16 protein-coding genes, 8 tRNA genes and 3 rRNA genes are annotated in these 26916 nt (G+C 42.8%); 22 read left to right on the plus strand and 5 right to left on the minus strand.

All coding sequences use genetic code 11. The features are described 5' to 3' along the window. Window positions 1–6 precede the first annotated feature (6 nt). Window positions 7–975: a cysteine synthase A gene (gene cysK, locus H3302_RS06315; protein WP_036969317.1), complete on the minus strand. Its 969-nt coding sequence runs from the start codon at window positions 973–975 to the stop codon at window positions 7–9. Between the two features lie 201 nt (window positions 976–1176). Then, window positions 1177–3510 (minus strand): carbohydrate binding family 9 domain-containing protein, encoded by a 2334-nt coding sequence (locus tag H3302_RS06320; RefSeq protein WP_182396276.1) that lies wholly within the window; start codon window positions 3508–3510, stop codon window positions 1177–1179. Window positions 3511–3726: 216 nt separating this feature from the next. On the opposite strand from H3302_RS06320, the gene H3302_RS06325 reads away from it, so the two are divergent. The 13 genes from H3302_RS06325 (at window position 3727) to H3302_RS06385 (ending at window position 9722) form a co-directional block, all read left to right on the plus strand. Further along, a complete protein-coding gene (locus tag H3302_RS06325) occupies window positions 3727–4878 on the plus strand; it encodes a dicarboxylate/amino acid:cation symporter (protein WP_036971603.1) in 1152 nt (383 codons plus the stop codon). A gap of 108 nt (window positions 4879–4986) precedes the next feature. Further along, window positions 4987–5637, plus strand: coding sequence for a UvrY/SirA/GacA family response regulator transcription factor (gene uvrY / locus H3302_RS06330; protein ID WP_036971600.1), 651 nt, complete (start codon window positions 4987–4989; stop codon window positions 5635–5637). Window positions 5638–5645: 8 nt separating this feature from the next. Next, the gene (gene uvrC, locus H3302_RS06335) at window positions 5646–7469 is read left to right on the plus strand and encodes an excinuclease ABC subunit UvrC (RefSeq protein ID WP_065979584.1); all 1824 of its coding nucleotides are present in this window, start codon (window positions 5646–5648) and stop codon (window positions 7467–7469) included. 41 nt (window positions 7470–7510) lie between these two features. Continuing rightward, complete coding sequence (gene pgsA / locus H3302_RS06340) at window positions 7511–8056, plus strand: CDP-diacylglycerol--glycerol-3-phosphate 3-phosphatidyltransferase (RefSeq protein WP_036969313.1); 546 nt, start codon at window positions 7511–7513, stop codon at window positions 8054–8056. Window positions 8057–8196: 140 nt separating this feature from the next. Next, window positions 8197–8272 (plus strand) — tRNA-Gly (locus tag H3302_RS06345). Window positions 8273–8284: 12 nt separating this feature from the next. Continuing rightward, window positions 8285–8358, plus strand: a tRNA-Cys gene (locus H3302_RS06350). A gap of 34 nt (window positions 8359–8392) precedes the next feature. Further along, window positions 8393–8479: transfer RNA gene (locus tag H3302_RS06355), tRNA-Leu, on the plus strand. A 63-nt stretch (window positions 8480–8542) separates the two neighbouring features. Continuing rightward, window positions 8543–8618: transfer RNA gene (locus H3302_RS06360), tRNA-Gly, on the plus strand. A gap of 39 nt (window positions 8619–8657) precedes the next feature. Further along, a tRNA-Leu gene (locus H3302_RS06365) sits at window positions 8658–8744 on the plus strand. 46 nt (window positions 8745–8790) lie between these two features. Then, window positions 8791–8866, plus strand: a tRNA-Gly gene (locus H3302_RS06370). 18 nt (window positions 8867–8884) lie between these two features. Continuing rightward, window positions 8885–8958 (plus strand) — tRNA-Cys (locus tag H3302_RS06375). Window positions 8959–8992: 34 nt separating this feature from the next. Continuing rightward, window positions 8993–9079 (plus strand) — tRNA-Leu (locus H3302_RS06380). A 181-nt stretch (window positions 9080–9260) separates the two neighbouring features. Next, on the plus strand, window positions 9261–9722 hold the full coding sequence (locus H3302_RS06385) for a hypothetical protein (RefSeq protein WP_075594111.1): 462 nt from the start codon (window positions 9261–9263) through the stop codon (window positions 9720–9722). Window positions 9723–9739: 17 nt separating this feature from the next. On the opposite strand, the gene H3302_RS06390 is transcribed toward H3302_RS06385, so the two are convergent. Beyond that, on the minus strand, window positions 9740–11158 hold the full coding sequence (locus H3302_RS06390) for a sodium:alanine symporter family protein (protein ID WP_036969309.1): 1419 nt from the start codon (window positions 11156–11158) through the stop codon (window positions 9740–9742). 611 nt (window positions 11159–11769) lie between these two features. On the opposite strand from H3302_RS06390, the gene H3302_RS06395 reads away from it, so the two are divergent. The 8 genes from H3302_RS06395 to ihfA all read left to right on the plus strand — a co-directional run bounded on the left by H3302_RS06395 (window position 11770) and on the right by ihfA (window position 22886). Next, window positions 11770–13310 (plus strand): 16S ribosomal RNA (locus tag H3302_RS06395). A gap of 281 nt (window positions 13311–13591) precedes the next feature. After that, window positions 13592–16477, plus strand: a 23S ribosomal RNA gene (locus H3302_RS06400). A 188-nt stretch (window positions 16478–16665) separates the two neighbouring features. Then, window positions 16666–16780, plus strand: a 5S ribosomal RNA gene (rrf, locus tag H3302_RS06405). Together the 16S, 23S and 5S rRNA genes form the textbook arrangement of a ribosomal RNA operon. Window positions 16781–17359: 579 nt before the next feature. Beyond that, entirely contained in the window at window positions 17360–18415 is a 1056-nt protein-coding gene (locus H3302_RS06410) for a DUF2066 domain-containing protein (RefSeq protein ID WP_182396277.1), read from the plus strand. After that, complete coding sequence (gene hda / locus H3302_RS06415; RefSeq protein WP_213019300.1) at window positions 18400–19125, plus strand: DnaA regulatory inactivator Hda; 726 nt, start codon at window positions 18400–18402, stop codon at window positions 19123–19125. The genes H3302_RS06410 and hda overlap by 16 nt, the downstream gene beginning before the upstream one ends. A 75-nt stretch (window positions 19126–19200) precedes the next feature. After that, window positions 19201–20181 carry a phenylalanine--tRNA ligase subunit alpha gene (gene pheS, locus H3302_RS06420; protein WP_074988360.1) on the plus strand — a complete coding sequence of 327 codons (981 nt, stop codon included), beginning with the start codon at window positions 19201–19203 and terminating at the stop codon, window positions 20179–20181. 15 nt (window positions 20182–20196) lie between these two features. Then, window positions 20197–22584 (plus strand): phenylalanine--tRNA ligase subunit beta, encoded by a 2388-nt coding sequence (gene pheT / locus H3302_RS06425; protein WP_182396278.1) that lies wholly within the window; start codon window positions 20197–20199, stop codon window positions 22582–22584. Between the two features lie 2 nt (window positions 22585–22586). Next, window positions 22587–22886: an integration host factor subunit alpha gene (gene ihfA, locus H3302_RS06430; RefSeq protein WP_036969033.1), complete on the plus strand. Its 300-nt coding sequence runs from the start codon at window positions 22587–22589 to the stop codon at window positions 22884–22886. A gap of 31 nt (window positions 22887–22917) precedes the next feature. Here ihfA and H3302_RS06435 read toward each other — a convergent pair whose 3' ends face one another. Continuing rightward, the gene (locus tag H3302_RS06435) at window positions 22918–23724 is read right to left on the minus strand and encodes a DUF2989 domain-containing protein (RefSeq protein ID WP_036969031.1); all 807 of its coding nucleotides are present in this window, start codon (window positions 23722–23724) and stop codon (window positions 22918–22920) included. 173 nt (window positions 23725–23897) lie between these two features. On the opposite strand from H3302_RS06435, the gene H3302_RS06440 reads away from it, so the two are divergent. Further along, a complete protein-coding gene (locus H3302_RS06440) occupies window positions 23898–25340 on the plus strand; it encodes a glyceraldehyde-3-phosphate dehydrogenase (protein ID WP_036969029.1) in 1443 nt (480 codons plus the stop codon). A gap of 46 nt (window positions 25341–25386) precedes the next feature. Here the strand turns inward: H3302_RS06440 and H3302_RS06445 are convergent, their stop codons facing one another. Continuing rightward, entirely contained in the window at window positions 25387–26715 is a 1329-nt protein-coding gene (locus H3302_RS06445; protein WP_036973019.1) for an IS4 family transposase, read from the minus strand. Window positions 26716–26916 lie beyond the last annotated feature (201 nt).

Here is a 26916-nt window from a genome sequence, read left to right on the forward strand (position 1 = left end):
GTGTGATTACTGTACTAATTCTTTGTCGCTAAATTCTTCTGCAAACAATGGGCTAGATAAGTAACGCTCTGTTGCACTTGGTAAAATAACGACAACATTTTTGCCTGCATTTTCTGGTTTTTCAGCTAAACGTTTAGCTGCAACAACCGCTGCACCAGAAGAAATCCCGACTAAAATCCCTTCGTTTTTCATCAATTCATGTGCCATTGCAATCGCATCTTCATTTGATACTTGCTCCGCTGAATCGACAACTTCTAAATCTAAGTTGCCCGGGATGAAGCCGGCTCCGATACCTTGAATTTTATGAGGGCCTGGTTTGATTTCTTCACCAGCAAGCGTTTGGCTGATAACAGGTGAGTTTGTTGGCTCAACAGCAACAGATTGCACATTTAGGCCTTTTTCAAGCTTAAGGTAACGACTCACGCCAGTGATTGTACCGCCCGTGCCTACACCAGCTACGAAAATATCGATTTTTCCATCCATTGCATCATAGATCTCAGGGCCCGTGGTTTCAAAGTGGATTTTAGGGTTGGCTGGATTTTCAAATTGTTGTAAAAGAATGTACTTTTCAGGCTCGCTCGCTTGAATTTCTTTCGCTTTTTCAATTGCGCCATTCATCCCCTTAGCACCATCGGTTAACACAAGGTTTGCACCCAATGCTTTTAATAGCTTACGACGTTCTAAGCTCATTGTATTTGGCATAGTCAGAGTTAATTTGTAACCACGAGAAGCGGCTACGAATGCTAATGCAATACCCGTATTACCAGATGTAGGTTCAATTAACTCTTTGTCTTTTGTTAAAACGCCAGACTTTTCAGCTTCCCAGATCATTGAAGCGCCGATACGGCATTTAACACTGAAGCTCGGGTTACGTGATTCTACTTTAGCAAACACATTACCTGTGGTAACGCGGTTAAGCTTTACAATTGGTGTGTTACCAATCGTTAATGAATTATCTTCAAAAATGTTAGACATAATGTTCCCTTGGAAGCAATTTATTCAATCGGGATCAAATAGCTTAGGCTATCGATCTGTAATAGTCACACTTTACTTCGCCTAATAAAAAACGAAAGTAAAGTTTGGCTATAACATATAGCGAATAGGCTTATAGCATTTAGGAATAAGCTTTAAAACTAAAGGACAAAAGGGCACTTCGTTTGAGTGCCCTTAATGAGTCTACAATAACCAAGCGTAGCTGAACTTAGCAAATAAGGTTCGTTGTTCTTGGGTGATTGATGACAGTTCATCATCTTGGTAGCCATTATCAGAATAGCCAGCAAAAAAGACTGTTTGTGGGTTCAATTTGTATGAATACAGTAATTGTGTGGCGAGCTTTTTGTATTGGCTGTCTACGTCGTCTTGATAGTTAGCTTGATTGCGCTCTAGGTCTGTGTAAATAACAGCGAGACGTAAAAAGCTATTGACGTTAAATTGGTAAGTCAAACGTACATCGCTTAAATTAGCAGTGAAAACATCGCTACCATCAGCTTCTAGTTGTTCGTATGTATGACGTAATCGTACTTCAAAGTGCTTGCCTAAGTTCATATTTAGAACAGGGCGAATATGCAGCTTTTCACCAACACGGTTATTCGCTAAATCGACTGCATTTCCGGTATACATATATAGAGAGGCAAACAAACCTGCCTGTGGCTTAAAGTCACTGTAAAAGCCAATGCCGTTTTCGCTAAATAGATCCGTGTTGTCATCTATGTCTAGTCGTGACTTGTCATGACGAAGCCCTCTGCGGTTTCGATGTTCAACTGATAACTCAAAGAAGCTTTGTAATGGGCCACTGACTGAAAAACTTGACTGCGCTTCCTTCTCAAGTAGTTCGTTATTCTCGTTATGTGTAATATCCCAATCGGCATAAAGGTTAGCTCGATTCCACCAATTACCTTTATCGCCATACCAGCGGTATTCACCACCGGTGGTAAATTTTTTAAAATCAACTTGTGAAATAAAACCTAAATCAGCGCGTAAGTCGGCATCGCGGTAATTATAGTCTGCAAACGCACGCCAATATTTTTCGTCGTGTTGGTATTTTACAAAGTAACCGTTCCCTGATTGCTCCTGTTGGTTGAGTACCCGTAAAACTCCTTCGTTATAATCACAGTCGCGATTGATTTCACATGTCACTTGTTCTGGCTGTGTGCAGTTATTGCCATCGCAAAGCTCATCGATAAATGTTTGACTGTACTGAGTTTCCGACTTCAGGACTTGTACGAGAAACGTGTCGTTCACCGTTGGTTTATATTTGCTGTCGATGCTGTATACCGTGTTTTTGTAGTCATCACTCTGACGGTGTGTGGCTGTTGAGCCTAATGACAAACCTGATTCAAAATCGTATCGATAGCGCAAAGCACCGTTCTCACTTTTACTGTCAAGAGAGACAAGCGACGAGCCCAAGTTGCCAGGGATCAGCACATTGGTTTGATTGTCGTTGGCTATAAAGCCTGCGAAAGTATGACCATTTTTGCTACCCGTTATTTTTGTGCCGTAATCAGGTTGAGCAATATTACGGGTGTGGATTAAATTGAGTGTTGAAGCAAAGTAGTCTGCATTATCAAGAAAAAATGCCCGCTTTTCAGGAAAGAACAAGCTAAAGTTGTTGTTAACACTTAACTGCGCTACATCGGCCTCAACTTGTGAAAAGTCAGGATTAATAGTGGCATTTAATGTGATATCGGGTGTTATACCCCATTTCAAATCTAAGCTTGCTTCGGTGGTGTTTTCACTTTCCCATTCATCAATATGAGCATTCTCTATCTCTCGGGTTTCATTTTTGCCTAATACAATAGAGGGGATCACGGCCACGTTATTCCCTTGTTTGGCTTCTTCAAAACCTTGATAGCTTGGCATTTGGCAAATCCAGCAGTTATTGCCGTGGTCAATTTTCATATTGGAAAGACGCAAACGTTCGCTGCGTGGTAAGAATCTGACAAACTCCATAGCCATGGTTTTGGTTTTAATGCTGTCATCGAAGTTAAGTACGCGAAGTGGAATAGCCACTTCAACGGTATAACCACGGTCATGAATAACGCCTTCGCTATCCCAAATACCATCCCATGAAGAGCTTTCATGTTTTGTAAGCTCATTTTCAATGGAGTCTTGTTGCACACCTAATGGATTAATAAAAAATTGATAAGCAAGCTGCGAATTATTATATGAATCTATTTTTAGGCCGACTAGGTCATCATTCCATGCAGCATCACGGTCACGGTAAAAAGCGCGAATAAGTTCAGGGTTCGGATCGTTTGCTTCAAAACCTATGTATAAGGTTTCGCCATCTTCATAGACATAGGCAAAGGTAGTGACTGGGCTCTTAGCATTCTCGTAAGGCCAAGTGACATTATCGATTATTATTTTTCTGGCTTGCTGCCAACTAGGTTCATCCAGTTGACCATCAACTGTTGCAGATTCAGCAATAAATGGAAGTTGAATGGGTAGGCTAGTCGCCAAGCTTGTAAAAGGCGTACACAAAAGGGCCACACTTAAAATTGATTTATACATAAGTACTATTTTTGGTATTCAAAACTGCGCGCATGTTATTAATTTACGAGTTTGTTAACAAATGCAACGCGATAGGGTGCATATATTTACGTTCAAATTAGATTCAGGATAATCGTGGTGGTAAATTAGGCAATCAAACACAAATTTGGCTGTTTTATAACAAAAGTAAATCAAAACGTGGTAAAAGGTTACCACCACAAAAAAGAAGTGATCGTTATGAAGTTAATTCTTAAATTAATTGCCGGTATTGTTGCCGGTATTTTAGTGGGCTTGTATGTGCCACTAACGGGTGTTGAACTCCTTTATACAGCAAAAGAAATTATTGGTCAGTTGATCACCTTTACGATTCCGCTGATTATTTTATTTTTTATTGCATCAGGTATTGCTGGTTTGCCAAAAGGCTCGGGCCACTTACTTGGCAAAACAGTTGGCTTTGCCTATGGCTCTACCATCATTGCTGGCACATTGGCATTTTTACTCGTAAGTGCCATGATCCCATTATTTGATGGTGGCTTAACATTTGAAGCTGAAGTTGCCACAGAAGTGGGTAGCTTTATTGATCTAGAAATTCCGCCGTTAATGGGTGTGATGACCGCGCTTGCAACCGCATTTGTGTTTGGTATTGGTATGAGCCAGTTGCAGCTAGATACTTTAAAGAAAGTGTCAGATCAAGGTCGCGATGTTATTGATGGCTTGTTGGCGAAAGTAATTATTCCAGCATTACCATTTTATATTGCTGGTGTGTTTGCTGAAATGACAGTGGCTGGTACCGTCGTTGATACCCTTCAAACCTTCGGTATTGTGTTACTTGCCGCACTTATAATGCATTGGTTATGGCTAACCGTTTTATATGTAACAACTGGTTTATTATTAAAGCGTAACCCATTAGAGCTTGTAAAAAATATGCTGCCAGCTTATTTTACTGCTTTAGGTACAATGTCGAGCGCGGCGACGATTCCAGTTTCGTTACGCTCTAGTAAAGCCAACAATGTAAAAGAAGATGTTGCAAACTTTACTGTGCCTCTATGTGCAACCATTCATTTATCAGGTTCGACGATTACAATCGTTACCTGTGCGATGGCTGTCATGTTTTTATCACCTAATATGGATGTGCCGTCATTGTTTGGTATGTTGCCATTTATTATGATGTTAGGCGTTGTAATGATTGCAGCACCGGGTGCACCAGGTGGTGCAGTGATGTCTGCGTTAGGCTTGTTAACAAGTATGCTTGGTTTTAATGAAGGTGCAGTGGCATTAATGATTGCCCTTTATTTAGCGCAAGACAGTTTTGGTACTGCCTGTAATGTAACAGGCGATGGTATCATTGCGTTGTGGGTTGATCGCTTTAGCGAGAAAGCCGCTGCGTAAAATTAACGAGTGAAACGATATTTTGATTTATCGTTTCACTTCTTCTGTGCTAATGTGGCACATTAAATAGTGCAAAAGCATATATTTGGGTTATTTGAGGGTGTTCCATTGATTAATGTACTTTTAGTTGATGACCATGAGCTTGTACGGACAGGGATCAGACGTATACTTGATGATGTTCGTGGTTTTAAAGTGGTGGGTGAAGCTAAAACAGGTGAAGAAGCGGTGCAATTTTGCCGTCAAAACTCACCTGATATCGTGTTAATGGACATGAATATGCCAGGTATTGGCGGCTTAGAAGCGACGAAGAAAATTTGTCGTTACTGCCCTGATGTGAAAATTATTGTGCTTACTGTACATTGTGAAGATCCATTCCCAAGTAAAGTAATGCAAATTGGTGCCCATGGTTATCTAACCAAAGGGGCTGGGTCTGATGAAATGGTTAATGCCATTCGTGCTGTTAATGCGGGTCAGCGTTATATTGCGCCTGAAATTGCCCAGCAGATTGCTCTTGCGCAAGTTAGCGGTCGTACTGATGAAAACCCTTTCCAAAGTTTATCTGAGCGTGAACTGCAAATTATGCTTATGATCACCAAAGGTGAAAAAGCACAAGATATCGCAGAGCGTTTAAACCTCAGCTCTAAAACAGTCAATAGCTATCGCTATCGTATGTTTGAAAAGCTAAATGTGGGTGGCGATGTTGAGTTAACCCATTTGGCGATACGTCATAAAATGATCGACATTGATAGCTCGCATTAATTTGCTCAATGTCTGATTTCGATTCCGCCCGTTTTCTTAAAACACTATCAAGCGAACCCGGTGTATACCGAATGCTTGATAGTGAAGGGCAAGTTATCTATGTCGGTAAGGCAAAGAACCTCAAAAAGCGTGTTACAAGTTATTTTCGCAGCAATGTAACAGACAGTAAAACGCGTGTATTAGTTAGCAATATCTGTGGCATTGAAGTTACCCTGACGAATACAGAAACTGAGGCTCTTCTTCTCGAAAACAACCTTATAAAAAAATATCAGCCTCGCTATAATATTTTACTGCGAGATGACAAATCGTATCCGTATATTTTACTGACAAATCATAAACATCCCCGTTTGGCGTTTCATCGTGGTAGTCGCAAAATTAAAGGTGAGTACTTCGGTCCTTTTCCAAGTGCGGGTGCGGTATCAGAAAGCTTACGGCTAATGCAAAAAATCTTTCCTGTTCGTCAATGTGAAGATGCTTATTATCGTGCACGAAGTCGCCCATGCCTTCAGTATCAGTTAAAACGCTGCTCTGCACCTTGTGTCAACAAAGTATCTGATGAAGAGTACAGTCAAGAAGTCGACTTTGTTCGTAAGTTTCTACTTGGCAAGTCACATGAAGTTATTGCCGATTTAATTACAAAAATGGAACAGGCCAGTAAAGCACTAAAGTTTGAACTGGCCGCTAAAGTTCGTGACCAAATTTTGTTGCTTAGAAAAATGCAAGAGCAACAATCTATTTCAGGTAATCATGCTGAAATGGATGTGGTGGGCTTTGCACATTTAAATGGTTTAAATGCCGTACATTTATTAATGATTCGCGATCATAAAGTATTAGGCAGTAAGACTTATTTTCCGAAAGTCCCTAAGGATTCAGGGCAAGAAGAAATTCTCACCTCCTTCTTAGGGCAATACTATTTAGCACCGGGTGCAACAGGGCGAATTGCAAAAGAAATCATTTTGCCGTTTGCTATTGAAGAAAGTGAGCCATTGAGTAATGCGCTTACCACAATTTCAGAACGTAAAGTCAGCTTGAAAGTAGCGAATCGAGGTGAGAGAGCGCAATACTTAAAGCTTGCAAATAAGAATGCGCTTAACAGCATAAGTGTAAAACAAAGCACGCAAGACTCAATTAACAAGCGTTATGCGCAATTAAAAGAAACACTTCGGCTTGACGACATTAATCGCATGGAGTGTTTTGATATCAGCCATACAATGGGTGAAAACACAGTAGCAAGTTGTGTCGTGTTTGACTCACAAGGGCCAAATAATAAAGAGTATCGTCGCTTTAATGTGACGGGTATTACTGGCGGTGATGACTATGCCGCCATGGAGTTTGCGTTAAACAAGCGTTATAACAAAGTTGTTGATGAAGACAAGATCCCAGATGTTATCTTTATTGATGGTGGTAAGGGGCAATTATCGCGTGCTGAGCAATATTTTGAAAATTGGCCCCATAGCAAAATGCCACTGTTAGTTGGCGTAGCAAAAGGCACGAGCCGTAAGCCCGGTTTAGAAACCTTATTGATTGACGGCGGCAGGAAGACTATTCCGCTTGATTCAGATGCGCCGGCACTTCATTTGATCCAACATATTCGCGATGAATCACACCGTTTCGCAATTGCAGGACATCGTAATAAGCGTCAGAAACAACGGACTCAATCATTACTTGAAGAAATAAATGGTGTGGGGCAAAAGCGCCGACAATCATTATTAAAATATTTAGGGGGCATGCAAGGGGTAAAAGCTGCTAATATAGAACAACTAAAACAAGTTCCTGGGATCAGCCCTGAAATGGCTGAAAAGATATTTAATCATTTGCATGACAAGGCGTAGCCTTCATGCGAATATAGAAAAAAAGACATCTCCAAGTAGTTATGTGGAATATTCCAAACACACTCACAACCTTTAGACTTTTTCTTATCCCCATTTTTTTGGTGATATTTTATTTACCTTATTCATGGGCGTTTTTCGCGGCCGCGTTTGTTTTTTGGCTTGCATCAATTACTGATATTCTTGATGGCTATTTAGCACGCCGTTTAAATCAGTCTACACCTTTTGGTGCATTCTTAGACCCTGTTGCCGATAAAGTAATGGTCTGTGCTGCATTAGTGGCATTATCTAGTCATTATCAGAATTTATATATGACGATTCCCGCACTTGTTATCATTAGCCGTGAAATAGTTATTTCTGCCTTACGCGAATGGATGGCAGAGCAGGGCAAACGAGATAACGTTGCTGTATCTAATATGGGCAAGTTCAAAACAGCTGCACAAATGTTGGCGATAATCGGACTTATTTGGCAGTTTGATACCTGGATGATTTATTTAAGTTATGGACTTTTATATATTGCCACGTTCTTAACATTGAGTTCGATGCTGCAATATTTGTTTGCTGCTTGGTCAGAATTGACCAAAAATTGATCCTAAACGTATAATTACACACCATTTTAGATAAAAAATAAGCAAACAGTTTAAAACTCGCATTTTTTATATTGACGCGTTTAATAATCTCTGTAGAATGCGTCCGTGTTGAGAGGGTATAGCCCACAAGATAAAGAAAAGCGGCACTAGCTCAGTTGGTAGAGCGCAACCTTGCCAAGGTTGAGGTCACGAGTTCGAGCCTCGTGTGCCGCTCCAATTATCTAAATTGGCGGAATGGCAGAGTGGCCATGCAGCGGATTGCAAATCCGTCCACCTCGGTTCGACTCCGGGTTCCGCCTCCATTCAACACTCCACACGCTCTTTGAGCAACCCGATGCCCGGGTGGTGGAATTGGTAGACACAAGGGATTTAAAATCCCTCGTTCGTAAGGACGTGCCGGTTCAAGTCCGGCCCCGGGCACCATTTTTGGTTGACTACAATACCAAATGTAGTTTTAAAATAGTTTAACTTTAGAGTTAATATGATGCGGCACTAGCTCAGTTGGTAGAGCGCAACCTTGCCAAGGTTGAGGTCACGAGTTCGAGCCTCGTGTGCCGCTCCATATTAGCTTTATCCACTTGCTTTAAATAGCAAACCCGATGCCCGGGTGGTGGAATTGGTAGACACAAGGGATTTAAAATCCCTCGTTCGTAAGGACGTGCCGGTTCAAGTCCGGCCCCGGGCACCATTTAAACTTTATTTAGTTTAAACTGTATGGATAAAACACTAAATTTGCGGCACTAGCTCAGTTGGTAGAGCGCAACCTTGCCAAGGTTGAGGTCACGAGTTCGAGCCTCGTGTGCCGCTCCAATTATTTGGAAGCGATAAGGCGGAATGGCAGAGTGGCCATGCAGCGGATTGCAAATCCGTCTACCTCGGTTCGACTCCGGGTTCCGCCTCCATTTAATACTCCACATGCTCTTAGAGCGACCCGATGCCCGGGTGGTGGAATTGGTAGACACAAGGGATTTAAAATCCCTCGTTCGTAAGGACGTGCCGGTTCAAGTCCGGCCCCGGGCACCATTTATACTTCAAAGTTTATATCTACTCTATTTCATATTTATTTCTATTTCCTTATTTACTCTAATTAGTTTTGTTATTTCCAAAATAGCTTTATAGTTTGTTTATGGCTACTTGATTAATGTATGCGTTAAATTTCCTTACATTATCAGTGGTATTATTCATAAAGTATCAAGGACAGATAATGGAACAATTTAAACGTGGTTTAAATCAGTTTTGGGTAGGCGCAGTGTTTGGTGTATGTTTCGCCATTGCGCTTGTTCTTATTCCGGTTGCGATTATCATGTCTAACATCAATGACGTACTGAAGATTCATGAAGTCAGTGTGTTAGTCAAAAAAGTCTCAACGGCATTTAATAAAACAGAACAAGCTCTCGAAAAAGCGAAAACAGCACTTGTTGATTTTGACAATGAAGTGGTGATGGAAGTGCTCACGGCAGTGCAATCTTACCAACAACAAACTCAGCCGCTATTTTCGGCAGAACAGAAGCAAGCCCTTAAAACAAAAGTCAAAGCTCAGTTAACAGAAAAGCTAAAAGTAACGTTAACCGAACAGCAAGTTACATTCTTACTCACGGTTTTTGAAAAGCTTGCAGAATCAAAAAAGGGAGCTGAACAGCTCCCTGAAAATACGACACTAAATTAAGCAAAGACCTATCAAGCTTACTTACGCCAAGCACCTTTTGGTATTGTTTGATTTAATTTTTCGTTTTGTGACGGATCAAACGTGGGTAGCTTGCCCGCTTTACGTTGGGTGTTGTAGTCTTTAGCAAGCCAAATTACGACACCTGACAACATAAATAACGCAATAACGTTGACGATAGCCATAAGGCCCATGGATATATCAGCGAGAGTCCAGACAATAGGTAACTCACCAAGTGCGCCAAACATTACCATACCCAGCACTAATAATCTGAAGATCACCATACCTGCAGCGTGGTTATGTTCTAGAAATAATAGATTTGTTTCAGCGTATGAGTAATTGGCAACTATCGATGTGAATGCAAAGAATAAAATCGCAATTGCAACAAAGGTTGCGCCCCAACTTCCAACATGCTCCTCAAGTGCTGCTTGTGTCAGTGCAATACCCGTAACCCCTGATTCTGGGATTAATTGTTGAGATAATAAAATAAGAGCCGCTGTGGCTGTACATATAATAATGGTATCAACAAAGACGCCAAGCATTTGTACATAACCTTGTGAAGCTGGGTGTGGCGGATTAGGTGTTGCTGTTGCAGCAGCATTCGCGGCGCTACCCATACCTGCTTCATTTGAGAACAAACCACGTTTTATACCTTGGATCATTGCTTGCATCACGCCATAACCAATAGCGCCTGCACCTGCTTGTTCAAGTCCAAATGCACTATTAATTACATGCATAAACACATTAGGTAATAATTCATAGTTGATTGCACAAACATAAAGTGCAACGAGTAAGTAGGCAAGCGCCATAAAGGGAACAACCATCTCTGCGAATCGAGAAATTGTCTTTAAACCACCAAAAATAATAATGCCTGAACCAAGCACAAGCGTAATACCGACAATATACTTTGGAATACCAAACGCGACATCAAACGCTGCAGCGATAGAGTTAGATTGTACAGCATTAAATACAAGGCCGAAGGCAAGGATCAAACACAGCGAAAAGATCACGCCCATCCAACGTTTACCTAAACCGTATTCCATATAATAAGCAGGACCACCTCGAAAGTTACCGTCTTCATCGACCGTTTTATAAGCTTGCGCAAGTGTACTTTCAGCAAAACTGGTTGCCATACCAATTAAAGCAATCAACCACATCCAAAAAATAGCACCTGCGCCCCCTAAATAAAGTGCAACTGCTACACCCGCCATATTACCTGTACCAACGCGAGCTGCTAAAGAAGTACAAAAAGCTTGAAAAGAGGAGATGCCTTCTCCTGAACCTTGGCGGCTATGAAACATAACCTTGATCATATGGGGAAATTGGGTGAATTGAATGAAACCGAGTCGAAGAGTAAAAAATAGCCCCGCAGCTATTAATAGGTAAACCAGAATGTGACCCCAAAGTAGGCCACTTATACTATTTATAATATCTGTCATTTTACATGCCTTGTGAGCGAGTGGAAAATCTGCGGCGCAACTTACCACAACATAGAGGGATAGTTTAGTAATTCTGTTAAAAAACCAGAGTTATCCACAGGGTTTTGTGGGTAAGATGTTGGTACTTAGTGGGTATCTAACGTATTTAAAAATAATTAAAAAATAGTAATAAAAGTGCTTGCGTAAAAAATCCATCTCCCTATAATGCGACCTCACTGACACGGCGGGCAGCAACGAAAGACGCTGAACAACGTAGCAGAGAGTTAAGTAAAACTTCGGTTTTAAGTCTTCGAAAGAAAGTTTAAAATTAAGTGTTGACTCGAAAAATTAAGGATGTATTATACGCATCCCTCGAGACGCGAAAGCAACTCGAAACGTTCTTTAACAATATAAAGCAATCATCTGTGTGGGCACTCGTACAGATTGAGTTCTAACAGTCGAGCTACTTAGGTAGTAAGACAAAAAAATTTAGAGTCTCAATTTAAACTGAGTGACCAACGGAAATAAGTTTACTTATTTCAGCACAGTCAATTCAACATCGAAAGATGTTAAATAAATTCAGAATTCATTGAGCATGTCCGCTCCCTTATGGGAAGGACAGAAAAAACTTTTAATTGAAGAGTTTGATCATGGCTCAGATTGAACGCTGGCGGCAGGCCTAACACATGCAAGTCGAGCGGTAACAGAGAGTAGCTTGCTACTCTGCTGACGAGCGGCGGACGGGTGAGTAATGCTTGGGAATGTACCTTATGGTGGGGGACAACAGTTGGAAACGACTGCTAATACCGCATAATGTCTTCGGACCAAAGCGGGGGACCTTCGGGCCTCGCGCCATAAGATCAGCCCAAGTGGGATTAGCTAGTTGGTGAGGTAATGGCTCACCAAGGCGACGATCCCTAGCTGGTTTGAGAGGATGATCAGCCACACTGGGACTGAGACACGGCCCAGACTCCTACGGGAGGCAGCAGTGGGGAATATTGCACAATGGGCGCAAGCCTGATGCAGCCATGCCGCGTGTGTGAAGAAGGCCTTCGGGTTGTAAAGCACTTTCAGTAAGGAGGAAAGGTTGGATGTTAATAGCATTCAGCTGTGACGTTACTTACAGAAGAAGCACCGGCTAACTCCGTGCCAGCAGCCGCGGTAATACGGAGGGTGCGAGCGTTAATCGGAATTACTGGGCGTAAAGCGTACGCAGGCGGTTTGTTAAGCGAGATGTGAAAGCCCCGGGCTCAACCTGGGAACTGCATTTCGAACTGGCAAACTAGAGTGTGATAGAGGGTGGTAGAATTTCAGGTGTAGCGGTGAAATGCGTAGAGATCTGAAGGAATACCGATGGCGAAGGCAGCCACCTGGGTCAACACTGACGCTCATGTACGAAAGCGTGGGGAGCAAACAGGATTAGATACCCTGGTAGTCCACGCCGTAAACGATGTCTACTAGAAGCTCGGTTCCTCGGAACTGTTTTTCAAAGCTAACGCATTAAGTAGACCGCCTGGGGAGTACGGCCGCAAGGTTAAAACTCAAATGAATTGACGGGGGCCCGCACAAGCGGTGGAGCATGTGGTTTAATTCGATGCAACGCGAAGAACCTTACCTACACTTGACATACAGAGAACTTACCAGAGATGGTTTGGTGCCTTCGGGAACTCTGATACAGGTGCTGCATGGCTGTCGTCAGCTCGTGTTGTGAGATGTTGGGTTAAGTCCCGCAACGAGCGCAACCCCTATCCTTAGTTGCCAGCGATTCGGTCGGGAACTCTAAGGAGACTGCCGGTGATAAACCGGAGGAAGGTGGGGACGACGTCAAGTCATCATGGCCCTTACGTGTAGGGCTACACACGTGCTACAATGGCGCATACAGAGTGCTGCGAACCTGCGAGGGTAAGCGAATCACTTAAAGTGCGTCGTAGTCCGGATTGGAGTCTGCAACTCGACTCCATGAAGTCGGAATCGCTAGTAATCGCGTATCAGAATGACGCGGTGAATACGTTCCCGGGCCTTGTACACACCGCCCGTCACACCATGGGAGTGGGTTGCTCCAGAAGTGGATAGTCTAACCTTCGGGAGGACGTTCACCACGGAGTGATTCATGACTGGGGTGAAGTCGTAACAAGGTAGCCCTAGGGGAACCTGGGGCTGGATCACCTCCTTATACGATTTAGAACTTATTTGTTCGTAGTGTCCACACAGATGATTGTTAGTTAGTAAAGCCGTTGGCTTCACTAATTAATATGCTCTTTAAAAATTTGGAAAGCTGATAATAAAATTCTGATGAATGACAATTGTTATTTATCAAGAGTTTTCAAAAGTAAAAATATGCCAATTAATTGAAAAATTAATCGGTATCTACTTTAGTATTCTCATCATTATTTGATGAATTAACTTCTGGCGAAGTTAACAGCTGTCACTAACAAAGACCCGTTTGGGTTGTATGGTTAAGTGACTAAGCGTACACGGTGGATGCCTTGGCAGTTGGAGGCGATGAAGGACGTATTAACTTGCGATAAGCCTAGTCAAGCTAGTAAAAAGCACTTGAGACTAGGATTTCCGAATGGGGAAACCCACCTGCTTGCAGGTATCTTGCACTGAATACATAGGTGTAAGAGGCGAACGCGGAGAACTGAAACATCTAAGTACCCGTAGGAACAGAAATCAACCGAGATTCCGGAAGTAGCGGCGAGCGAAACCGGACCAGCCCTTAAGCTTATTATGTGTTAGTGGAACATTCTGGAAAGTATGACGATACAGGGTGATAGTCCCGTACACGAAAATGCATCTTAAGTGAAATCGAGTAGGTCGGAGCACGTGAAACTTTGACTGAATATAGGTGGACCATCATCTAAGGCTAAATACTCCCAACTGACCGATAGTGAACCAGTACCGTGAGGGAAAGGCGAAAAGAACCCCTGTGAGGGGAGTGAAATAGAACCTGAAACCGTGTACGTACAAGCAGTAGGAGCCCACTTGTTGGGTGACTGCGTACCTTTTGTATAATGGGTCAGCGACTTATATTTTGTAGCGAGGTTAACCGATTAGGGTAGCCGTAGGGAAACCGAGTCTTAACTGGGCGTTGAGTTGCAAGGTATAGACCCGAAACCCGGTGATCTAGCCATGGGCAGGTTGAAGGTTGAGTAACATCAACTGGAGGACCGAACCCACTAACGTTGAAAAGTTAGGGGATGACCTGTGGCTAGGAGTGAAAGGCTAATCAAACCGGGAGATAGCTGGTTCTCCCCGAAATCTATTTAGGTAGAGCCTCGGACGAATACTTACGGGGGTAGAGCACTGTTAAGGCTAGGGGGTCATCCCGACTTACCAACCCTTTGCAAACTCCGAATACCGTAAAGTACTATCCGGGAGACACACGGCGGGTGCTAACGTCCGTCGTGAAGAGGGAAACAACCCAGACCGCCAGCTAAGGTCCCAAAGTCATAGTTAAGTGGGAAACGATGTGGAAAGGCCCAGACAGCCAGGAGGTTGGCTTAGAAGCAGCCACCCTTTAAAGAAAGCGTAATAGCTCACTGGTCGAGTCGGTCTGCGCGGAAGATGTAACGGGGCTAAACTATGCACCGAAGCTGCGGATTCAAAATTTATTTTGAGTGGTAGGGGAGCGTTCTGTAAGCCGTTGAAGGTGTACCGGGAGGTATGCTGGAGGTATCAGAAGTGCGAATGCTGACATGAGTAACGATAATGCGGGTGAAAAACCCGCACGCCGGAAGACCAAGGGTTCCTATCCCATGTTAATCAGGGTAGGGTAAGTCGACCCCTAAGGCGAGGCCGAAAGGCGTAGTCGATGGGAAACGGGTTAATATTCCCGTACTTGGTATAATTGCGATGGGGGGACGGAGCAGGCTAAGCAAGCATGGCGTTGGTTGTCCATGTGAAAGTGAGTAGGTTGAGAGTTTAGGAAAATCCGGACTCTTAAGACTGAGACACGAGACGAGCCACTAAGGTGGTGAAGTTGTTGATGCCATACTTCCAGGAAAAGCCTCTAAGCTTCAGATTATACCGAATCGTACCCCAAACCGACACAGGTGGTCAGGTAGAAAATACTAAGGCGCTTGAGAGAACTCGGGTGAAGGAACTAGGCAAAATCGTACCGTAACTTCGGGAGAAGGTACGCTCCGATTGGTGATGAGACTTGCTCTTTAAGCTGATTGGAGCCGCAGTGACCAGGTGGCTGGGACTGTTTATTAAAAACACAGCACTGTGCAAAATCGCAAGATGACGTATACGGTGTGACACCTGCCCGGTGCCGGAAGGTTAATTGATGGGGTTAGTTTTCGGACGAAGCTCTTGATCGAAGCCCCGGTAAACGGCGGCCGTAACTATAACGGTCCTAAGGTAGCGAAATTCCTTGTCGGGTAAGTTCCGACCTGCACGAATGGTGTAACCATGGCCACGCTGTCTCCACCCGAGACTCAGTGAAATTGAAATCGCAGTGAAGATGCTGTGTACCCGCGGCTAGACGGAAAGACCCCGTGAACCTTTACTACAGCTTGGCACTGAACATTGAACCTACATGTGTAGGATAGGTGGGAGGCTTTGAAGCAGAGACGCTAGTCTTTGTGGAGCCGTCCTTGAAATACCACCCTTGTAGTTTTGATGTTCTAACGTTGGCCCCTGATCGGGGTTACGGACAGTGCCTGGTGGGTAGTTTGACTGGGGCGGTCTCCTCCCAAAGAGTAACGGAGGAGCACGAAGGTTGGCTAAGTACGGTCGGACATCGTACGGTTAGTGTAATGGTAGAAGCCAGCTTAACTGCGAGACAGACACGTCGAGCAGGTACGAAAGTAGGTCATAGTGATCCGGTGGTTCTGAATGGAAGGGCCATCGCTCAACGGATAAAAGGTACTCCGGGGATAACAGGCTGATACCGCCCAAGAGTTCATATCGACGGCGGTGTTTGGCACCTCGATGTCGGCTCATCACATCCTGGGGCTGAAGTCGGTCCCAAGGGTATGGCTGTTCGCCATTTAAAGTGGTACGCGAGCTGGGTTTAGAACGTCGTGAGACAGTTCGGTCCCTATCTGCCGTGGGCGTTTGAGAATTGAGAGGGGTTGCTCCTAGTACGAGAGGACCGGAGTGAACGAACCGCTGGTGTTCGGGTTGTCATGCCAATGGCATTGCCCGGTAGCTACGTTCGGAACTGATAAGCGCTGAAAGCATCTAAGCGCGAAGCAGGCCTCGAGATGAGTTCTCACTAGACTTTTAAAGTCTCTGAAGGGCCGTTGAAGACTACAACGTTGATAGGCAGGATGTGGAAGTGGTGTGAGCCATTAAGCTAACCTGTACTAATTACCCGTGAGGCTTAACCATACAACGCCAAACGCGTTTTATGACAGCGTAACAGACAGAAGTTAGTATACTAAAGTAGATTTTACGATTATCAGATTTCCGAATTTTATGTAGGGTGAACCGCAGCGCTTAATGCGAAATCAGTTCACCTTGCGCAAAGGACTCGTAAGCGCGATGCGCTTTGTCGAGAATCCTTTCCACGCATTTTGCTTGGTGACAATAGCGTTTTGGACCCACCTGATTCCATGCCGAACTCAGTAGTGAAACGAAACAGCGCCGATGATAGTGTGGCATTTGCCATGTGAAAGTAGGACATCGCCAGGCTCCTAATTAGAGAAACCCGATTCGAAAGAGTCGGGTTTTTTGTTGCCTGTAGAAAAATAAAATACCCAACCAAGACCCCTACGACCTATATCTTTGTAAGCATCGTGTGGCATTGACCATGTGAAAGTAGGACATCTTACTGCGTAGCGCACCATGGCTCCTAATTAAGTTCAGGGCTAATACCATTCCGCTTTAATATCTGATCTAATATAGGCTATATAAAATCACCGGTTAATAACATTGAACCAAAACATAGCTGAACAGCTTTTAGCGCTTTCGCGAAAAGAACCAAACGCACGAAAACGCATACGATTACTCGCAGTGTCATTATTTTATGGGAGTCCATAAATCTCCTACGGTGTTTAATCACGATGTATCGATCAAAGGGGAAGAGTGGGCTGAAATCTTTAAAGCTGTCTACTTCGCCTAGCGCTGATTCGTCCTTTATTAATGAGTCTTCTAACAGCGTTGTGCACGATGAATCACCTTATGATCAGCGACCGTTCAGTAAATTAACTTTGCTTTGTTTATGGCTTTGATTTAGGATCAAATGAGTTTAAAAGCAAGAACTAATAGCCAGTGTCTAGATTACTTATTTGTTTATTATTATTTTTTTCGAGTGCGTCAGTATTTGCAGTTGAAGTAACCAACTTATACCAAGATACCCTTAAAGTGGCTGATAAATCACGCGATGCTCGCCTAGCAGCAAGCCGTGAAGCGCTTCTGAATGTATTGGTTAAAGTGAGTGGCGACACGAGTGCGGATCAAAATCCAACCGCGAAAGAGCGCACGAAAGACATTTCAGATTACATGCTTAAATTCGAATACGACGAAAAAGCAGATGGCACTTTAAATCTCGTCGTAAAATTTGAAGCGAATAAAATCAATGCGTTAATTAAAGATTTAAATCTTCCACTTTGGGGGACTCGTCGTCCATTGGTGGCAATTTGGCTTGCAATTGAAGATAACTGGCGTCGCGAACTTGTGACACAAGAAAGTTACCCTCAGCTTGAACAGCTTATATATGATAAAGCAGGTCGCCGCGGTTTACCCGTTGTTGTGCCATTGCTTGATTTAGAAGATCGAGCCATTGTCGGTATACCAGAAGTATGGGGGAACTTTTCAGACCCTGTAGAGCGAGCTTCAAGTCGTTACAGTGCTGAAAGAAGTATTACTGCGCGCATGTATAAACAGCAGGATTCTGAAACGTGGGTGCTTGATTGGCGGTTTACCAATGATGAATTGTTTGAATCGAATCGCTTGGTGGGTGATAAGCAACAAATTGTGGCTGATATGGTAGATAGCCTAGCAGGCGGCTTAGCGCTTGAGTACGCCATTGATCCTACCATGATTGGGCAACTCGCAACCGCAACCTTTCATTTAAAAGGAATTACGAACTTTGTTGATATTGAGTTTGCAAAACGTCGCTTAGAAAGTTTAAGTGTTGTTACACAAGCACAAATTGCTGTTCGTACTCCTAACTCCGTACAATTTGTTGTGAACCACACTGGCAGTATGAATGATTTTAGAAAAGCACTAGAACTTGATAGTGCTTTTAAAGCCTACCAAAACCCAAGAGATTTTTATCAAGTCGTCAACAACGATGAACTAGAGTATCAATGGCAGGGGCTTTAACACTCGTGCAAGAACCTATGCAAATGGCATTGCCAGTAACGTTGCCTGATGATGAAACATTTACATCGTATTTTGGTGGTGAAAACTCGCTTGAAGTCAGCCACTTGAAAGATGCTTTTACTAAGTTAAATAGCAAGTTTCAATACACATATTTGTGTGGTTTAGGTGACTCAGGCAAGTCACACTTACTTTATGCAACCTGTATTCACGCGCAAGAACTGGGTCTATCAACGATGTTGTTATCGATGAGAGAGGTCATTGATTTTGGTCCAGTTGTGCTCGAAGGATTAGAAACGCTCGATGTTCTATGTATTGATGACTTGCACCTTATTGCAGGGAATGATGCGTGGGAAAAAGGCCTTTTTAACTTTTTTAATCGCTTTAACGAGCCGAGCAAGTTTTTAGTGGTAACGGCTGATTTGCTTCCAGACATGTTGCATATTAATTTGCCCGACTTGGAGTCGCGTTTAAAGTGGGGCACAACGTTGCAAATTCGTTCTATGAGCGATGATGATAAAGCAGAAGCGCTAGTACGTCGTGCTCATATGCGTGGCCTTGAATTAACCGATGAGTGTGCCCGCTTTTTATTAACCCGATTAAGTCGTGATATGCGAGCATTATTGGATGTATTGGACAAACTTGACCATGCATCGATGGCTGCACAAAGAAAATTAACTATTCCTTTCATAAAATCAACGTTAAAGCTTTAGTAGGGCTAGAATCTAGTCCTTGCTTTCAGTTATCATTAGCTATTACAAAATCCTCTGTGAAAAACCAGGTACTCAATGAACTTAGAAAATATTTTAGCGCAAGCACTTGAGGCAGTAGCCAGTGCGAGTGAAATCGCGCAATTAGAAGATATCAGGGTTAATTACCTTGGTAAAAAGGGTGAAATCACCAACTTACTTAAAACGCTTGGCAAGATTGCCCCTGAAGAGCGTAAAGAAGCGGGTCAAGTGATTAACCAAGCAAAACAAGAAGTACAAACAGCAATCAACGAAAAGCGTGAGTTACTAGCAAGTAAGGCTCTTGAAGAAAAGCTAGCGGCAGAAACGATCGACGTAACATTACCTGGTCGTGTTATGCCAACAGGTGGCTTACACCCAGTAACTCGTACAATTGAGCGAATTGAGAGCTTTTTCGGCGAATTAGGTTTTGCGGTTAAATCAGGCCCTGAAGTTGAAGACGATTTTCATAACTTCGACGCATTAAATATTCCTGAGCATCATCCAGCGCGTGCGGATCACGATACTTTCTATTTTAATCCTAAGCTTGTGCTACGTACGCAAACAAGTGGTGTGCAAATTCGTACTATGGAAACGGAACAGCCGCCATTGCGTATTATCTCTCCTGGTCGTGTATACCGTAACGATTATGACCAAACGCACACGCCGATGTTCCACCAAGTGGAAGGCTTGATGGTTGATACAGATGTTAGTTTCACAGAGTTAAAAGGTATTCTTCACGATTTTCTACGTAACTTCTTTGAAGAAGATATGGAAATTCGTTTCCGTCCATCTTACTTCCCATTTACCGAGCCATCAGCAGAGGTTGACGTAATGGGTAAAAACGGTAAATGGTTAGAAGTACTTGGTTGTGGCATGGTACACCCTAACGTTCTTAAATCAGTAGGTATCGATCCTGAAAAATACACCGGCTTTGCATTCGGTATGGGTGTAGAGCGCTTAACAATGTTACGTTATGGCGTGAATGACTTACGTGCATTTTTCGAAAACGATTTAAAATTCCTAAACCAGTTCCGTTAAGAGTGAAGAAATAAAATGAAATTTAGTGAAAAGTGGTTAAGAGAGTGGGTTAACCCAGCAATCGACACGCAGGCTCTTTCGGAACAGTTATCAATGGCTGGTCTTGAAGTGGATGGCGTGGAGCCCGCAGCGGCAGAATTTACCGGTGTTGTCGTTGGTGAAGTTGTTGAATGTGGTCAGCACCCAGATGCAGACAAACTACGTGTGACTAAAGTAAATGTTGGCGGTGATGAGCTTCTTGATATCGTGTGTGGTGCACCAAACTGCCGTCAAGGACTAAAAGTAGCTGTCGCCACGGTTGGTGCAGTTTTACCTGGCGACTTTAAAATTAAAAAAGCCAAGCTTCGTGGTCACCCCTCACATGGTATGCTGTGCGCATTCGTTGAATTAGGGATCAGCGAAGAAGGCGACGGCATCATGGAATTGCCAGCTGATGCACCAATCGGTACAGATTTACGCGAGTATTTAAACCTAGATGACAACATCATTGATGTTGACCTTACACCAAACCGTGGTGACTGTTTAGGCATAAAAGGTCTTGCCCGTGAAGTGGGTGTTCTAAACAGTATTGATGTTAATACACTTGATATTGCGCCAGTTGCTGCAACGATCGACGACAAAGTTTCAATTGAACTTGTTAACGATGATGCCTGTCCTCGTTATTTAGGTCGTGTAATCAAGGGAATTAACTTAGATGCACAGACACCACTTTGGATGGTAGAAAAGCTGCGCCGCAGTGGTATTCGTTCAATCGACCCAGTGGTTGATGTAACAAACTACGTGTTATTAGAGCTTGGCCACCCAATGCACGCATTTGACTTAAATGCGATTGAAGGCGGCATTAAAGTTCGCAGCGCTCATGCGGGCGAAGAGTTGGTCCTTCTTGATGGCAACACAGCTAAACTGAATGAGTCTACGCTTGTTATTGCAGATCACAACAAAGCGCTTGCTATTGCAGGTATTTTTGGTGGCGAAAAGTCAGGTGTGACAGAATCAACCTCTGATATTTTATTAGAAAGTGCGTTTTTCAACCCAGTTGCTATTGCGGGCCAAGCACGTAGTTACGGTCTTCACACAGATGCATCACATCGCTATGAGCGCGGTGTTGACTTTGCCTTGCAAGAAGATGCAATGGAGCGTGCAACAGCACTGTTACTTGATATTGTAGGTGGTGAAGCAGGTCCAGTCGTTGAAGCGGTTGCAAATGATAAATTGCCAAAAGTAACTGAAGTGCGTTTACGCCGTGAGCGTTTAGACCGTGTCATTGGTTATCACATTGATGATGCAAAAGTTACTGATATCCTAACGCGTTTAGGCTTAGACGTGAAAATTGTCGATGGTGTATGGAGCGCTGATGTACCTAGTTACCGCTTTGATATCCGTATCGAAGAAGACTTAATTGAAGAAGTGGCGCGTGTGTTTGGTTATAACAGCATTCCAAACGTAGCGCCGACAGCTAAGCTAAAAATGACTAACCACAATGAATCACATGTTGCGGTTACTAAATTCCGTAATACTTTAGTGACACGTGGTTATCAAGAAGCCATCACATACAGCTTCGTAGACCCTAAAGCACAAGCAATTCTGCATCCGCAAAGTGATGCATTGATATTACCTCACCCAATTTCAGTTGAAATGTCAGCGATGCGTGTAAGCTTAATGCCTGGCTTGTTGGCATCATTGGTGTATAACCAAAATCGTCAGCAACCGCGTGTTCGTTTGTTTGAACATGGCTTAAAATTCTTACGTGACGAACAGGCCGAAAACGGGGTAAACCAAGTTGCGGTAATCGGTGGTGTGATTTCGGGTCTTGCTCACGGTGAACATTGGGTTCAAGAAAAGCGTCCTGTTGATTTTTATGACTTAAAGGGCGATGTTGAGGCACTTTTAGCTATTAGCAACGATATGTCACGTTTTGAGATAAAAGCAGAACAGTCAGATGGCTTACACCCTGGTCAATCTGCCGTTATTTATGCTGATGGTAAAAAGGTTGGTTTCTTTGGTGCGGTTCATCCACAAGTACAAAAGTCGCTAGATATCAATAACACAGCATTCGTGTTTGAAATTGAAATGTCGGCTCTTGAAAAAAGAAAATTACCTGAAGCAGTTGCAGTGTCGAAATTCCCGTCAAACCGCCGTGATATCGCGATTTTAGTGGAAGATCACGTGAAATCGGGTGATATTTTTAAGGTCATAGAAAAAGTTGGCGGAAATCAATTGGTTGACCTAAACTTATTCGATGTGTATAAGGGCAAAGGTATTGAGCCAAATTATAAGAGTTTGGCGATTGCTCTAACACTGCAAGCGGTTGATAGAACGCTCGAAGAGAAAGATATCAATCAAGTAGTTGATAATGTGGTGGCCGCATTGGCCGAACAATTTAACGCATCGTTGAGGGACTAGATATGGCGCTTACTAAAGCCGACATAGCTGAACACCTATTTGAAAAACTCGGGATCAATAAAAAAGATGCCAAAGATTTAGTTGAAGCGTTTTTTGAAGAAATCCGCTCAGCGCTAGAAAAAGGCGAGCAGGTTAAGCTCTCTGGATTTGGTAACTTTGATCTTCGAGATAAAAAAGAACGTCCAGGCCGTAATCCGAAAACAGGCGAAGACATCCCTATTTCGGCACGCCGAGTTGTGACCTTTAGACCAGGTCAGAAGCTTAAAACTCGTGTGGAAGTTGGTACAAGCAAATCAAAATAAGAAAAGGCAGCATTCGCTGCCTTTTTTATTTTTAAAAGCCTCGGGGCGAGACAAATTCGCCAGCTTGAATGCTGTCGTAAGTTTTTTGTGCGAGCTCATTGAGGCTGTCGAGACTTTTACCAGAAACGGTGAGCTTGTGCTCAATCGGCAAGATATCAACATTTTCAAACCCTGATAATTGTGCAACACGTGCAAATGTGTAAGCGTGCTTATATTTTTCGTGTTTGTAAAATAAGCTTACAAGTGTTGGATAAATTTCTGGGTTAGGTGTTTGACCCGCCTTATTTAGCTCTAATGTTTTGTAGAGCAGATCAATGGTTTTTTCATCGTCAAACTTGACATAGTAACTGGCTAAGAAAAATTGTATTTCTGCATTTTCTGTTACGCGTTTATCTTGTTTGTTCTCTAAAGCAAGTAATTTTGATAACGCTGATTGGTCGTTATTGCGTGACCAATGGTAATAGAGTAGCCCTGGATGATTGGTATCTTTAGTGTCTTGGAAGATACGTGTCATTTCTTTAATACTGGTTAAATGACCTTCCACACGAGATGTGGTTTTTTCTTTTAACTTAATATGCTCAATTTTTGCTGCCAAAGACACACATTGATTATATTTTTCAAAGTCTTTCAATAATTGATATTTGTTTTCGTCAGTGGGTGACTTATATTCAACATAACGTTGAATTATCACATCGGCACGTTGTTCTTTGCAGTGGCTATCTTTGTTTAGATCACTACAAAAACCCGGTGTTTCGTCGCACACTTTAGCCAGTGTAAGCGGATCTTCACACCCTGTTAATGCCAATAAACCAAGCAAAACGCTTGCTCTTAGTAACATTCCTTAACCTCGAGTTAATAAATACGACTTTATTCTAGCGCAATGAATTGTTCTGTAACAGTGGAGAATCATTTGAGTTTAAATTAGAATACCCCTGCCTGAGATGTGTTGCTCTCAAATCACAGCATATTTTTAAGGCTATCCGTTCAAAATTGTTTAATTAGGTAAAAAAAATGACCTCATCTCACGAGTTAGAATACACAAACAGCTGGCAAGAACGCCAAGATTACGCAGAAAGCATGCAACCAATTATTGGTCGCCTATACCGTAACCGCGGTATCGAAATTGCTGTTTATGGCCGCCCGCTTGTTAATGCTAGCCCTATCGATATCATCAAAGCACACAAAACTGTTGCTCAGTTTGAAGGCACTAAATTACGTTTGCGCGAGAGCTTCCCATTTTTAGAAGCCATCAGCAAAATGGATTTAAACTCAGCACGCATCGATATTGGTAAATTAGCATACGGTTATTTATATAACGATGCCGCTAAAGGCCGTTCTGTTGAAGAGTATTTAACTGAAGAGCTTGCTGAAATTGCGAATGCAGAGCGTAAAGAGCCACGTGACGTTGTTTTATATGGTTTTGGCCGAATTGGTCGTTTGTTAGCTCGTTTATTAATTGAAAAATCAGGTCCTTATGCAGACTTACGCTTACGCGCGATAGTTGTACGTGGCGGTAAAGACGGTGACCTTGAAAAGCGTGCAAGTTTATTGCGTCGTGACTCAATCCATGGTCCTTTCAATGGTTCTATTACGATTGATAAAGAGCGCAATGCAATTAAAGCGAACGGTAGCTACATCCAAGTTATCTATGCTAACTCACCTAACGAAATTGATTACACTGCATACGGTATCGACAACGCGCTTATCGTTGATAATACTGGTATCTGGAAAGACGAAGCAGGTCTTGGACTTCACCTAGAATCAAAAGGCGCTTCAAAAGTACTTTTAACTGCGCCTGCGAAAGGTAATATTAAAAATATCGTTTACGGTGTAAATAACAAAGATATCAAACCTGAAGATAAAATTGTCTGTGCAGCAAGCTGTACAACAAATGCAATCACACCAACGCTTAAAGCATTAAACGATAAGTTTGGTATTAAGAATGGCCACGTTGAAACGGTTCACTCTTATACAAATGACCAAAACTTAATCGACAACTACCACAGTGCTGAGCGTCGTGGTCGTGCTGCGGCACTTAACATGGTTATCACTTCGACAGGTGCTGCTAAAGCTGTATCAAAAGCATTACCTGAACTTGAAGGTAAACTGACGGGTAACGCTATCCGTGTACCTACACCTAACGTATCAATGGCTATCTTAAACCTTAACCTTGAAAAAGGCACAACCGTTGAAGAGTTAAATGCTTTCTTACGTGATACTGCGCTGCATTCAGATTTACGTGACCAAATCGATTACACAGCATCAACAGAAATCGTATCTACAGACTTAGTGGGCAGCCGCTATGCAGGTGTTGTAGATTCACAAGCGACGATTGTTGATGACAACCGTGTTGTACTTTACGTTTGGTACGATAACGAGTTTGGTTATAGCTGCCAAGTAGTACGTTGTATGCGTGATATGGCTGAAGTAACGTTCCCAAGCTTACCTCGCTAATACCTAACGTGATAAATTTAAAAGCCAGCATATTGCTTAATGCCAGTCAGTTAAGAGCTGACTGGCATTTTCTTTTGTAAGGATACTTATTTGGTTTCCTTCTTATCACCCTTGGATAATGCCTGTCTGGTAGCCTATCGGGTAAGATAAACAACCTAAGTGTTGTCAGTAACTCATCATAATGAACAGGTAACTTACTTGCACTATGTATTGGCGTAAACATGAAGAAAGCGATTACCTGCCGCATAGATTGGCTAAAGCTTAATTGAGTAGGCAAGATATCTTCTTCTTTAGTTGCATCAAGCATGATTATGCGTATTAAGTTGTAAGCGAGTAGTAATCCCCATAACTCTTGGCGTACCATGTCTGGCTTCTTACTACGTAATGTATGTTTGCTGTGATTCAATCCCTGCTTTATTTCTCTAAACGCCAGCTCAATTTCCCAGCGTTGTGTATAAACCTCTATTAATTCGTCATACGGAAATCGTAAAGGGTCAATAAGAGAACTCAGAACACGATAGCTTTTTCCATCAGCTTTATAAGTGGTTAATCTTGCCGTTATGGTATCTGGTAATGACTCAAACTTCTTTCTCGCCTGAAGGCTTGTAGACAAGGTAACAATCTTATCATTGTCACTGATACTGTGTTCAACTTGATACTGTAAATCCTTCCTTGCTGGCAACATCCAGTGAGAGTTTTTTCCTTGGCTTTGCCATTGATAAAGTAGCCCTAATGAGTAATAACCACGGTCAAACAAGGTCAGAGAGTTATCCGGTACGGCTGGTAATAGACGTTGAGCTAAGCTCATTTCGCCTACACAACGGGCATCAAAACTACTGTCTAACAATAAGTGGCTAGATACTTCCATTAAGCTACACATTCGAATTTGTGGATAGCTGACTTCTCCATGCTGATTACTGTCACTGCCAAACTTTTCTCGGTTTTCTTGATTATCATGAGTTCGGAAGCTAACGCCATCCACTGCAAGTAAATTAAGTCCACACCACTGCTCAAAAGGCTGGGTGGCAAACACTTTATGTGAAAGTAATTGAAATGTTTGTTGGACTGCTTCGTAACCCAACCTTTGGCGACCTTGCACGAGCGCACTCGGCGCTACTAATTTGTTTTTTCCAGGCAAGGATATGTCGAGTCTGTTAGCAATATCCCACACAGTTTCGTTTCGGAATAAACTCATACCAATTACAGACCACATAATAGCTTCTAGCGGTAACCGCCTTTTACGAACAGTGGCAACTCCCGCATGTTCAAATGCTTGTTCAAGAATATCAGGGTCAAGAACCTGCTTAAGTTTGTCGAGTGTATGTACATCATCTAAAAAGGAGGACATATCATCGAAGTGTTGAATTAGAGACATAAAAAAATCCGATACTATTTCTAATATCGGATTGTGAAGCTATGAAAAGATCAGTCAAGTGATCATAAAAATATGCTTAACTGATCTGCATTAAGCATATTGCTGGCTTTTTTAGTCGTGAAAGTTTTTGCAAATTTTCTGCATGTGGTAGGCTGTATTTAGTCTGCTACATATTACTAACAAAACGTCCTAATCGGTGCG

The sequence above is a fragment of the Pseudoalteromonas sp. MT33b genome, from assembly GCF_014117385.1.
Lineage (GTDB): Bacteria > Pseudomonadota > Gammaproteobacteria > Enterobacterales > Alteromonadaceae > Pseudoalteromonas > Pseudoalteromonas lipolytica.